Origin of the sequence: Methylomonas sp. LL1 (genome assembly GCF_015711015.1) — a bacterium.
Classification (GTDB): Bacteria; Pseudomonadota; Gammaproteobacteria; order Methylococcales; family Methylomonadaceae; genus Methylomonas.
This window is the reverse complement of the sequence record NZ_CP064653.1, coordinates 4,446,559-4,458,540: the sequence shown is the minus strand read 5'-3', so window position 1 is coordinate 4,458,540 and position 11,982 is coordinate 4,446,559. Positions and strand designations below refer to the sequence as shown.

The window sequence follows — 11,982 nt, the reverse complement described above, 5'->3', positions numbered from 1 at the left end:
ACGTAGAGATGAATCAACGCATCACACAATGGCGGAATTATTTATCTTCCTTGGCCTCTGCAACCAAATCTTCCAGATTCTCTTTTTGATGCAATACAAAATCCTTACCGGCATCAATGGTTTTGGTGGCACCGGCGATAATATCTTTCCGGTATTTATATACAAAATAGCCGGCAACCATGCCCAGGCCGAAAACCAGCAGCGGATGCTTGGTGACTTTACTCATTAATTTTCCCCCGGTATTGACTGTCGCGGTTGCCAATGTGCCCGCCATGACTTGCTTGCCCATGGAATCTTTTGTTTGCTGATTGTGTGCCATAAATACGATACCCTCGTGCTTAATTCATTTAATTTTTTGCATCGTCGGGTGTTTCGGCTAATACCTGATCTTCATGCAACATCTGATAAATGCCCTTGCATCCTTCGCAACAGAAGCGTTTGTCACCTTCAATGGTTTTTAGTTCAAACCCTTCGACTTCGACATCCAGACCGCAAAGATCACACTGTTTTTTATTATCATTCATTGTCAATTCAGAGCAGATTTATAAAGAAAACCCAACGGAATAAGGCGAGCATTATAACTTTCCGTCTTACTAAAACAACAAAGCAAACCGACCAAATCAATCAAAGCCCACAATAAAATAGCCACCTCCCGGAGTACTACAACCGTCCCATCAGCTCAACGCAACAAGCGTTGTTGATTTTGATCGGGCGCCCGGACGGCAACCGCACGACTAGACGCCTTCATCAAGGCGATTCTCAATGCGCCGGTCAGGCTCGCACTCAAGCCCAAACGCATGGCCAAGGCCGGCAGCAGAATCATTGATGTCAAAGCCAATCCCGCTCCCAGCATCAACGCGCCGGTATTGATTTGTTCCGCTGTTGCCACGTAATTAGAAGCGATTAACTCTTGAGCCATACTTTTAACCTCACCAAGTAAAAATAAATCACTGGAAAGATGAGGCATAAAAGATGCCATGATTCACGACATTGTTTTTATTGATAAAAAAATAAAAAACCCGTAAGAATCGTAAAAATCAGGCTATCTAACTCAGTTTTATTATGTCATATAACATAGTTTTTTTATAGCCCTACTTACGCTACTTCAAATCTTTATCCTTTTGGAATGACAACCTCGCCAACCGATCGCACCGCAAACGCCTAGACTGGCGTGACTTTCGGAGCAAACAACGCCACACCTCGAATGCTGGTTAAGCCCGACAACCACCATAAAGTTAGCGTCGCCCCGGCATGCACTGCCGAGTCCAGACGCCAGGGATGGCGAAGGTTTTTCACCTTGATACTTATGGCGCAAATCCCGGTTTCGATGTTGTTTCAACGATTAACGCAAACATAGCCAAATAAAACAGCCACGGCATAGCCGATCAAGTACGACTAAACGACACTAAAGACAGCCCTTATCCGATCCTTCTACAGAATCTGGACGAATGGCAAACCATTGATTCCAATGGTGGCGATTGAAATCGACCCGCGTGAACAAAGCAGCGCTCCGGCGTTATTTAGCGATATGAATTGGCTTCGCGGCGGAAATCATCCAGTAGCCGCTCGTGGTAATACAGGTCATGGCGTAGCTGGTCGCGCCTGCGATCCAAATCCCTAATGTCGTGACGAATCCTTGCCCGCTCTTTATCGGTTAATTTTTTATCTTGCAGATTGTATTCCCTACTGGAAAGTTCGTCATCGAGCCTATCCAGATCGGCGCGCGCCGCATAAACAGCAAAAGCAGCGGAATGGTAGCGCTGAAACAAGGCATCGATTGATGGCGGACACACGTGACGATACGGTTGCCCCTCCAAACCGGTTCTAAAGGCGTTATCAAGCCGACAGTAGTCCCACAGCCCTTGCTCGCGCCCGGCAAAATACGCTTCATTATTCAGCGCAATGCCATATTCAGAGCAAGCCTTTTGGTGCTCATAAAGGCGGCTATTTGTTTCACCGGCATGGCCGTCGCGAATACCCAATCCAAACCAATCACCGCGCACGCATTCTTCCTGACTTAACGTGGCGCAGCCGGCTAAAAAAATGATACTCAGAAACCCAATTAAGCGTTGCAAATGACTTTTCTCTTGCATAAATTTATTGCCGAATAGGTTATTCCGATTGGCCTGAAAAATAAACACCAGTGTTCCATTGTATTAACATTGCATATTTAGCTACTATCTGCCGGATGTGATAACCAGGATCCGAGATTTTCAATGCCAGCGACAGCGCCAAACAACAAAAAATCAAATCGCAGGCATGCGTTTCGGGTATATGAACAGGCAAATCTGTTTTACCAAAAAATTGAGCACGATCAACCGACCGACACCCCGCCTCAGTTTGACAACGTTTTACAGGATTACAGCCAACATCAATCAGCCGACCGCTCGACCGCCGATTCATCATTTCCATTCTCGCAAAGCAAGGAAAACGACACACTGAATGTCAATATTAGTTCCAGCGGCATTGCTTTTACCTGCGAGGACAAGTTACAACCCGGCGACTTTCTGATGCTCAGAATCCTTTTGCTATCCAGCATGACGGCCGTCATGAGCTGCTGCAAAGTGGTTTATTGCAAACCCAGCAATCCTTTCGAAAGCGACCGCTACCCTTATTCAATCGGTGCTCAATTTGTCAATATTACGCGCGAAGATAGCGAGTTATTGAAGCGATTTGTCGACGGAAGAAAAAAACGGCAATGGATCTTGAACGGGTTTATAGCCCTTTTATTATTGACTATTTTGGCGGCTCCCGACCAAGCTTTCGATCTACTGCTCAGCGTGGAACACCAACTGCTTGAGATAGTTTTGCACCTATCGCACATAGCTTTCGAATACCTGGAATTGGGATTGGATCATATCGTTGAACACCTGTTCCACACCGACCGCCATCAGACTCAACTGATCGTATTTTATCTACTGGCCACGTTGGGGCTTGGCGCATTGTACTTTTTGGGCCGGATGCTCCCCGCGATTTTCCTGCGGTTGAAAAACAGCCTACTTCAATACTGGTCACGCAAGAAATCCAGCTGCCTTTATTATTGGAGCGAACAGACCTTAGCAAATAAAATCAAAATTATCGGCTTGGGAAGCACCGCGGTAGCCTGCTATGTTTACTTCGGCATGTGAGACACTCGCACAAGCTTCACCCCTGTAAGGCCGTGGTTCAGTTTGAAATTTGGCCGGCTGAACTTTTTTTGAGGCCATGCCGGCTTAATCAGCAAAAAACAAACCCATACAAAGATTTGACTCATGGCTCAACTATCTCGCCATGAACGAAATCAACCACTTATACCGTTTTCCCCGTCGAAAAAGTTAATTTAGTGCAGCCTTAAAAACCTACGAATCGGTAGTGCTGGCAATAATTTTATGAATCCGTTTGGTACTGATGGCGATGATGACCAAAATAAAAGGAATCGATACTCCCTCAACCAGTTCGGCATCAACATGCCAACCCAGGCCATGCAAGGCTTCGGCGATTTTGCCGATTAGGCTTGCGGCATAATAGGTAATGGCCACCATCGAGATACCTTCAACCATTTGTTGCATGCGCAACTGCATTTTCGCCCGCAAGGCCATCGACGATAACAAGCCTTGATTTTGCCGTTCGATCAGAATATCAACCTTGGTACGCAATAACTGGCTGGCATTGCTGACGCGTTCCGAAACCAATGTGAAACGGTGCGATACCGAATTGCAGGTAGTCATGGCCGGTTCCAGGCGCCGTTTCATGAATTCGCCCAAGGTTTGAATGCCTTGAATCCGCACTTCACGCAAGTCCGACAGGCGTTGCCCGACCAGTTGATAGTAAGCGCTGGCGGCGGCAAAACGGAATTGATGGGTCGAAATATGGTTTTCCACTTCCGCCGCCAATGCCGTTAATTCATCCAGCAGTTTGGCGTCGTCGTTATCCGGCTGTGTCATCGAGTTAGTGATGGTATACAACTGCCGATCGGCCTTCTTTAGTTCCGGATACAATTTGCGCGCGATCGGAAACGCCAATAGCGCCATGACCCGGTAAACTTCAATATCGAATAACCGATGCAACAGCCGCCCGGCCTGCGCGGTTCTTAAATTATGATTCACCACCAAAAAACGGCTGAAGCCATCCACATGAATCCGGAAATCGGTGAAAACGGCGGCGGCACCACCGGTCACTTTGGAGCCGACGATAGGGTTGCCGGCAAAGTATGCCATTAAAGGCGACAAGTCCATTTCGTCCTGATAATTCACGTCCGCCGCCGACACCACGCTAGCATGAGCCGCAACGATCACTTGCCCGTTGATCCGCGATAACCAATCAACCGGAACTTTTTTTAAAGCGGGGTCCGAAAACGGCTCTCCATCCGAGTCGTAAGCATAAAAACTGTAAGTGCTGAATTCTCCGTGTTGCTCCCAGCTCATTTGAAACGCATCGAAATTGGCGCTGAAGTGATCGGCGTCATTGTCCGGCGGTGTAACGCCGAATCGTTCGCACAGCGCCTTCAGATGCCGGCGTTCCAGTGCTTTTTCCTCGCTGGATAGCGACAATGCAAGATAGCTGGCTCTAACCGGCAAACTCAAAATAGACGATGCCCTGGCATGGACTTCGTTATGCAAGACAAACCGTTGCGGATGATTTTGGGGGATTTGAAATAAGGTGGTCACGAGTATTCTGGTCAATATTTAGAGGTATTACTTTATCAGCGTTTCGCTGCAAGCTGAATAGCCGTTCCGTGCGCCAAGGTAGCCGATCATCGCGCAATCATAGCCTGAACCGCCCTGCCCAGCAGTCGATGCCGACGTTAAAACCTGTCTTTCCGGGCCGGTTTTTGGTCCGCTGGAAATGGCGGCTCGGCTTTTCCGTCAAAAGAATTGTCTCTGAACAAAATCAAGTGTAAGATTCCTCAACGATTTTTCTTGATCAGCGGGCAAACAAGGTTGTACGCGGGCCAAAGCGCCGTGAAGCGCTAGGTTGGCGGTTGGAGTTCCAACTGGGGAAATCAAATGTATCGAGAGCTTACGGTAAAACGTAGGCCTTTTTTTTGCCCCACCGAAATTTAACAGTCATTGGGTCGATTGGCTTATTAGCCATGGGCGCGCGGGCTTTAAAATCCCATCATTGCACTTCATAGAGACAATACGTTTTGAGTTTAAATAGTTACCAGTCGGTCGATCGCGAGCAATTAGCCAAGGACATCACCCAAATTCATCAACAAGCCTTGACCAATATTGGGCTCGAGGATTTTAACCATTTAAAAAGCATGGAGCGCTGGGGGAAAGTGTGCTCTATCATCGGCTACGGCACGGCCTGGCTGATGCCCAATCCTATTTCCGCGCTGTTCATCAGCCAAGGCAGTTTCACGCGTTGGACGCAAGTGGGGCATCCAATAGTACATAGAGCCTATGACAAAGTTGACGGCGCGGACAAAAATTACACCAGTAAAAAATTTGCGAGGGGCTGGCGGCGCTTCCTGGATTGGCCGGATTGGTTTACCACGGAGGGTTGGCATCACGAACATGATGTATTGCATCATTACAAACTGGGTGAAAAAGCCGACCCGAACAATGCGCAGCACAACATGGAATGGCTCAGACAATCCAGTCTGCCGATGTGGCAACGCTATGTGATCGTAGCGTTATTTTCCGGCATCTGGAAGTTTATTTATTACACCCCCCGCACTCATAAGGAATTGGTTCTCAATGCCGCCCGGCAACAAGACCGACCCGCGCCAGAAACCACCCGTCTCGGGGCCTGGAGTTGGTTTACACCACAAGGACGAGCGCTATGGCTGCAAAGTGTTTTGCCGTATATCGGTTATCGTTTTGTACTGCTGCCGTTGTTGTTCTTGCCATTGGGCACATTTGCCGCCGTCAGCGTATTGATCAACTCCATACTGGCGGAAATTTTGACCAATATGCACAGTTTTCTAGTGATGATTCCCAATCATGCCGGCGACGATGTGATGATGTTCGACGAAAAAGCCAAGGGCAAGGGCGAGTTTTACTTGAGGCAGATATTGGGTTCGGTCAATTATCCGACCGGGTCCAATTTCAATGACTTTTTCTATGGCTGGTTGAATTATCAAATCGAGCATCACTTATGGCCGGATATGCCGTTAAGCCAATATCAGAAATTGCAGCCACAAGTGGAGGCATTGTGCAAAAAGCATAATATCCCATATTGCCAACAATCCGTTTTTAAGCGCCTGCTGAAAGCGGTGGATGTGATGGTGGGCAAAACCTCTATGCTGAAGCCGGCGATTGCGTCATGAGGCCGAGCATCGTAAAGAAGGTGCTGAAATAGGAGTAGAACCCTAATTCGGGATCAAGCTCACGGAATTAGAAAAACTCACCACATAGAATCGACTCCCAAAAAGTTGTCAACCCACAGGAGTCTATAAATGTCTGAAGCAATAAGAAAAACTCAAAGTCTTTCGTTTTTATCCTGGCTGAAACACAACATCGGTCCCGATGCTTGGAAGGTAACTGTTTTTGGGGTGGCATTAGCGATTTCTACGCTATTGCTGAGTATTCATGACTATAGCTGAATTAATGCCGAGAGTAGCTTAGGGCATGGTTGCAAAAACTTCCCGTCATTCGGATTGCACCGAATCGCGCATTTATTCCCCCTCTTTGGCAAAGACCACTGCATGGTAGGGCAACGCATGGAGCCGTTGCCAAAGGGGAAGTTATTTGTGACGAATTCCTCAGGATTTGGTTGGAAATAATTTCCCTGAATTCAAGGGGCGATTTTAATCGCCCAGGGCGAATGCCCCGTAAGAGCGCGTAGCGAATTCGCCCCCTTGTATGATGAATTTTAACAACCGATAGCCTAGAAGAACCGATTAAGCTGTCATCGTTCATTGGGAGGCCGTTCGCCCCTGAGGACTGGTAAATACCAGAGCCTGTGCTGTAGATTGGCCCCCGCCCTATTCACCCATACCGTGGAGTATCCGAGGCTTAGAGCCTGCATACACAAGGAAGGTAGGTGCATGCGCAGGGTCGGGAACCGGTGAATAGTGTACTTAACCTTTAACTGAATTAAAAAACGATTATGACGAACCTCCCAATCAATGCCATCGCTGAATCTATCCACCGCCTGTTTGCCGGCGTGGATGTCGGAGCCGATGAATTGGTGCTGGTGATCCGCAAGAACGGCAAGTCGTTCGATCCACAAAAATATGCCAATACCCGCTCTGACCGTGCCCGCTTGGTCAACAAGCTGATCAAGCTGCCGGGCATCAAAGTCTGCCTGGAAGCCACCGGCATTTACCATTTCGACCTGGCAATTGCGTTGCATGACGCCGGTATTCCCGTGATGGTCGTCAATCCCAAGGCCTCGCATAACTTCGCCAAGGTGTTGATGAGAAACAGCAAAACCGATGCCGTTGATGCCAATACCCTGGCCGAATACGTCGAGCGCATGGACTTTGTCGCCTGGACCCGGCCATCGAATCAGACCCTGGCTTTGCGCGGGTTTGCCCGCCGCATTGATGCGCTGACCGGTCAGAAAGCTGCCGCGAAAAACCATCTGCATGCACTGAGTGCGACTCAGGAAACTCCAAAGGCGTTGCTGCGCGATGCCAAGCTGGCGATCAGTCAATTGGAAAAACGCATCGATACCTTGGCCGCCGAAGCGATGACCTTGATCAACCAGCACCCGGAACTCAAGCGTGTTTTTGAGTTGCTGACCGGCATCAAAGGCATTGCCCAAACCAGCGCCATTGCTTTGATGGGCGAACTGCTGTTATTGCCACCCAACCTGTCGCATCGCGAATGGGTCAAGTTTGCCGGGCTCGATCCCAAAGCCTTTGAATCCGGCAAAAGCGTACATAAGAAAATGCGGCTGTCCAAGGCGGGTAACCGGCATATTCGCTCGGCATTGTATATGCCGGCCTTGAGCGCCAAACAGCATGATCCCCATGTCAGCGCTTATTTCCAGCACTTGGTCGACAACGGCAAGAAACCTTTACAGGCCGTCTGCGCAGTGATGCGTAAATTACTGCATGCGATCCATGGCATGCTAAAGCACGACCAGCCGTTCGATAACACACGGTTTTATGTCATTCCGACACCCATCATCGCTGAGTGAAAAAGTGATGGAATTTTGTTGACTTGGAACAGAGTATCTACAGAACATTCGAATATCGGGAACTTGTTTTTGACGAAAAGTTGCTTCCCCCGACGCATTAGGCCATTCACACGTTTTGTGTAAAAGTGTAGGATGTACCAAGGTAAAATGCCGTATCGGTCGCAATTGATACGCTTCACTTTGTTCGGCACAAACCGGTTAACACACCCGTATTGAAAAGTTTAAACAGGGATTTCCGCCCTTTTGATATCGATATTTCGCACCGAGCTATGACAGCCCTTGGCAACGACGCCCCCATCGGGGTATTTGACTCAGGCGTGGGCGGATTGTCCGTTCTCCACGCCATCCACGCCAAGCTTCCCGAGGAAAACTTGATTTACGTCGCCGACTCCGGCAACGCGCCCTACGGCGACCGGGATGCTGGCTTTATAGCCGCTAGGGCCACCAAGATTACCGAGATTCTGCTCACCCGGGGCGCCAAGGCAATCGTAGTTGCCTGCAACACGGTCAGCGTGGTGGCGATCGAGAGGATTCGCTCATGGTGCCCGGTGCCGGTGGTAGCGATGGAACCGGCCATTAAGCCGGCGGCGCAAAACACCAGAACCGGCGTTATCGGGGTACTGGCTACCCGCCAGACTATCGCCAGCCCCAGCGTCGCCAGGCTCTGCCAATCCCACGGCCAGAATATCGAAATCCTGTTGCAGCCCTGCCCCGGCTTGGTGGAGCAAGTCGAAAAGGCTGAGTTGCTCAGCGACGCGAGCCGTGCTCTGTTGGTCGAATACATCTCGCCGCTGCTGGCGGCCGGCGCCGATACGCTGGTGCTGGGATGTACGCACTATCCCTTTCTCGCTCAACTCATCCGCGACATCGTCGGGCCGGACGTTGCGATCGTCGATCCGGCCGTAGCAGTTGCGCGGCAAGTCGCTCGCCGACTCGGCGACCAGTGTGTATCGACACCCCACCCCCGTCCGGCGGAAGCAAGATTTTTCTCAAGCGCCGATCCCGATGACGCGCGCACGATCATATCGGTATTGTGGGGCCAAAACGTGACGGTTCAGGGTATCGAATAAGGACGTTCCGAATTAACTGATTTTGTCGCTCTCGCAACAGAGAGGGCAAGTTGGCAGGCTGATTGAGCAAGGCAAAGCCCTTTATCGGTAGGACTGAACTGGCGCTTATTAAATGAGTCGGGGTTTCTCTGGTTACCAACCTCCAGGTTGGTAACTCAGGGCTCGGAAGCTCCAGCTTCCTGTTTTGAAGGGAAGCCAGAGCTTCCAAGATAAAGCGCCCAAGCTGGAGCTTGGGCGCCAGGCAAAATGTAGATTAGCTTGAGAAATCGCACATTTCGAAGTCGACATCCCTCCGATTAAGCTGTCGCTAATCTACGCGGGGTTTTCTGTCGGTTGTTTAAACAAACCAAATTGAATTATTGAATTTGTGTCGAGACAGGTTTTGCCTGAGGGTCCGCCGGACTCCCGTTTGAGGTGCGCAATAGACTGCTACGTTGCGCGTCTTCAAAGTCGATATAGCCTTGCCGGACCAGTTCTAGGGTCTTATCGATGTTGCTGGCTATATCGCCGCCGAGAACCCCCAAGCTCTTCAGGATTCCTTGGGCTTCTTTAGCACCTTTCTCGAACCCACTGCGAATGGTATCCATGAATTTGGTCAACACGTCGTTAGGGTTTTCGTCTGAATGGTTCCGCTTGAATGCCTCAAAAAAGCCAGTCGAGAGCGACAAAATGCGGCCCGCCGTGCCGGTGGGGGTGTTGTCCTGACTGGCGGCGGCCTGAATAGCATCGACGCCAAATTCTGATTTTAGCAATTCATTGATCCCGGTGATCGCCGTCTTCAGGAGCAAAGCAAGTGGCTCGTTTTTCGACTGGATAGACACATCAAGCGATGCCTGGACAATGGCGGCATTCTGTTGGCTCTTTGTCTTGGCTAACGTCGATACCGCCGAATTTTCCGACAGTGCTTCGTTCGAACGGGCGCTGGACACCACAGTGTAGACCTGAGGATCTGGCAGGCGGGCATTAATCGTTGATGAATCATCTTCTTCAAGCATGGCGATTTACTTCCGGTAGAGGATAGCGTTTAAATCTACGCCGAAGTGTGAAAGTCGTCTGTGCGCTACCCCACCTTGCAAAACGGCTACACAGGCGACGGACGCTTCACGCAAATGCGGATACGAGGGTGATCGCTAATTCTCCGAAATCTTGCCTTTCCGGAATATTGTGCGATTCGTGAACGAGTGCCTATTGCTTGGGAGCAGTCGTTCAAGTTGGTTCCATGTCGATGGCGGGAATGTCCGCAGATAGCCTGCAACCGACGATCAGCATAGCTAATACGATGCGGCCCCTTACAACACGCGATTGTTTTAATAGTTCAATAATTGTTGTATAGTTGCCCAATGGATACTCAACTTGCCACAACAATCTTCGAATCGCTGGCCTCCGGCGTAAGGCTGGACGTTTACCGGCTGCTGGTCAAAAACGCGCCCGACGGTTTGGTCGCCGGCGAAATCGCCGCGCAACTGGGCTTGCCGCCCACCAATCTGTCCTTTCATCTGAAGGCGATGACCTACTCCGGGCTGATCAACGTCACCTCCGAGGGCCGTTACCAACGCTATAGGGCCAATTTAACCCTGATGCGGGATTTGATCGCTTATCTGACCGCCGAATGCTGCACCGGCCATCCCCAGCAGTGTTTCGAATCAGATTCGACAGCGGACTGCTGCGACACCAAACCCATTCCTTCATCCACCCAAGCGGACTCTTGACTATGAATGTATTGTTTCTTTGCACCGGTAACTCCTGCCGCTCCCTGATGGGCGAAGCCCTTTTCAACCACCTGGCCCGTGAAGGCTGGCATGCGCTCAGCGCCGGCAGCAAGCCTTTAGGCAGACTGAACAGCCGAGCATTGGCCTTGCTTGAAGAGAAAGGTATATCGACCTCGGGCTATTTCAGCAAATCCTGGAATGATCTGCCCTTGACGCCGGATATTGTTATCAGTGTTTGCGGCAACGCAGCCAACGAAACATGTCCCGCCTACCTCGGCCCTGCGTTGCGCGCTCATTGGGGCGTGGAAGACCCTGCGCACGCAGAAGGCAGCGAAGCCGAAATCAAAGCAGCTTTCGAGACCGCTTACGCCATTTTGCGCCATCGCATCGAAACCTTTCTGGCCTTGCCCTTGAACGAATTGGCCAACGACCGCGAGCGCTTGAAAGTCGAATTGGACCGCATCGGCAACCTGTTACCTTAATTTTAGGAGTCCCGTCATGACAACGATACAAATATTTGACCCCGCCCTATGCTGCAGCACCGGTGTCTGCGGCGTGGACGTCGACCAGCAATTGGTCGACTTTTCCGCCGATGTGGAGTGGGCCAAGCAAAACGGGGCAACCGTGGAACGCTTCAACCTGGCCCAGCAACCGATGGCGTTTGCCGAAAGCCCGGTAGTCAAGACATTTCTGGAAAATTCCGGCGCGGAGGCCTTGCCCGTAATTCTGGTCGACGGCGCGCTGATGCTGGCCGGCCGTTATCCTAGCCGAGACGAACTGGCGCATTGGGCAGGTATCAACGCATCGGCATCGTCTCAACTAAGCGAACAAGTAGTGGAATTGATCGCGCTGGGCGCGGCGATAGCCGCCGGCTGCGAGCCCTGTTTCAAGTTCCATTACGACAAAGCCCGCAAACTCGGGGTCGACAACCAAGCCATGCAGCAGGCGGTCGAGATCGGCGACATGGTCAAACAGGCCTCCGCCAAAAACATGCTGGAACTGGCCAGCCGCATCTTGGATAAACCCTCGACCGATAGCACGGCTTCCGCTTGCTGCGGCGTCTCGTCCGCCGAGAAGCCGGCCGAAAGCGGCGGTTGCTGCCGTTAATGTTGACTAAAGCCGGAGACCCA

At 50.6% G+C, this 11,982-nt stretch carries 14 protein-coding genes; 8 read left to right on the top strand and 6 right to left on the bottom strand.

From position 1 onward, the window contains the following. Positions 1–37: 37 nt before the first annotated feature. From IVG45_RS20960 to IVG45_RS20945, 4 genes are all read right to left on the bottom strand, one after another. The gene (locus IVG45_RS20960; protein WP_196435688.1) at positions 38–319 is read right to left on the bottom strand and encodes a hypothetical protein; all 282 of its coding nucleotides are present in this window, start codon (positions 317–319) and stop codon (positions 38–40) included. Between the two features lie 28 nt (positions 320–347). Continuing rightward, positions 348–524, bottom strand: coding sequence for a heavy metal translocating P-type ATPase metal-binding domain-containing protein (locus IVG45_RS20955; RefSeq protein WP_196435687.1), 177 nt, complete (start codon positions 522–524; stop codon positions 348–350). Positions 525–679: 155 nt separating this feature from the next. Then, on the bottom strand, positions 680–919 hold the full coding sequence (locus IVG45_RS20950) for a hypothetical protein (RefSeq protein ID WP_196435686.1): 240 nt from the start codon (positions 917–919) through the stop codon (positions 680–682). 601 nt (positions 920–1,520) lie between these two features. Beyond that, positions 1,521–2,093 carry a DUF2799 domain-containing protein gene (locus tag IVG45_RS20945; protein ID WP_196435685.1) on the bottom strand — a complete coding sequence of 191 codons (573 nt, stop codon included), beginning with the start codon at positions 2,091–2,093 and terminating at the stop codon, positions 1,521–1,523. 123 nt (positions 2,094–2,216) lie between these two features. On the opposite strand from IVG45_RS20945, the gene IVG45_RS20940 reads away from it, so the two are divergent. Next, positions 2,217–3,128: a PilZ domain-containing protein gene (locus IVG45_RS20940; protein ID WP_196435684.1), complete on the top strand. Its 912-nt coding sequence runs from the start codon at positions 2,217–2,219 to the stop codon at positions 3,126–3,128. A gap of 210 nt (positions 3,129–3,338) precedes the next feature. On the opposite strand, the gene IVG45_RS20935 is transcribed toward IVG45_RS20940, so the two are convergent. Beyond that, the gene (locus IVG45_RS20935) at positions 3,339–4,646 is read right to left on the bottom strand and encodes a DUF3422 family protein (protein WP_230874677.1); all 1,308 of its coding nucleotides are present in this window, start codon (positions 4,644–4,646) and stop codon (positions 3,339–3,341) included. A gap of 479 nt (positions 4,647–5,125) precedes the next feature. On the opposite strand from IVG45_RS20935, the gene IVG45_RS20930 reads away from it, so the two are divergent. From IVG45_RS20930 to murI, 4 genes are all read left to right on the top strand, one after another. After that, positions 5,126–6,253 carry a fatty acid desaturase family protein gene (locus tag IVG45_RS20930; RefSeq protein ID WP_196435683.1) on the top strand — a complete coding sequence of 376 codons (1,128 nt, stop codon included), beginning with the start codon at positions 5,126–5,128 and terminating at the stop codon, positions 6,251–6,253. Positions 6,254–6,382: 129 nt separating this feature from the next. Further along, a complete protein-coding gene (locus IVG45_RS20925) occupies positions 6,383–6,529 on the top strand; it encodes a hypothetical protein (protein WP_196435682.1) in 147 nt (48 codons plus the stop codon). 506 nt (positions 6,530–7,035) lie between these two features. After that, complete coding sequence (locus tag IVG45_RS20920; protein WP_196434802.1) at positions 7,036–8,073, top strand: IS110 family transposase; 1,038 nt, start codon at positions 7,036–7,038, stop codon at positions 8,071–8,073. A gap of 269 nt (positions 8,074–8,342) precedes the next feature. Continuing rightward, positions 8,343–9,143, top strand: a complete 801-nt coding sequence (gene murI / locus IVG45_RS20915) for a glutamate racemase (protein ID WP_196435681.1) — start codon at positions 8,343–8,345, stop codon at positions 9,141–9,143. A 356-nt stretch (positions 9,144–9,499) separates the two neighbouring features. On the opposite strand, the gene IVG45_RS20910 is transcribed toward murI, so the two are convergent. Continuing rightward, the gene (locus tag IVG45_RS20910) at positions 9,500–10,138 is read right to left on the bottom strand and encodes a DUF5610 domain-containing protein (RefSeq protein ID WP_196435680.1); all 639 of its coding nucleotides are present in this window, start codon (positions 10,136–10,138) and stop codon (positions 9,500–9,502) included. Between the two features lie 345 nt (positions 10,139–10,483). Between IVG45_RS20910 and IVG45_RS20905 the strand changes: the two genes are divergently transcribed. Genes IVG45_RS20905 through arsD form a run of 3 tightly spaced genes read left to right on the top strand, consistent with a single transcriptional unit; the run spans position 10,484 to position 11,959 of the window. Then, a complete protein-coding gene (locus IVG45_RS20905) occupies positions 10,484–10,852 on the top strand; it encodes an ArsR/SmtB family transcription factor (protein ID WP_196435679.1) in 369 nt (122 codons plus the stop codon). Between the two features lie 2 nt (positions 10,853–10,854). Then, positions 10,855–11,334, top strand: a complete 480-nt coding sequence (locus IVG45_RS20900) for an arsenate reductase ArsC (RefSeq protein ID WP_196435678.1) — start codon at positions 10,855–10,857, stop codon at positions 11,332–11,334. Between the two features lie 16 nt (positions 11,335–11,350). Beyond that, a complete protein-coding gene (gene arsD, locus IVG45_RS23065) occupies positions 11,351–11,959 on the top strand; it encodes an arsenite efflux transporter metallochaperone ArsD (RefSeq protein WP_196435677.1) in 609 nt (202 codons plus the stop codon). Positions 11,960–11,982: the final 23 nt, after the last annotated feature.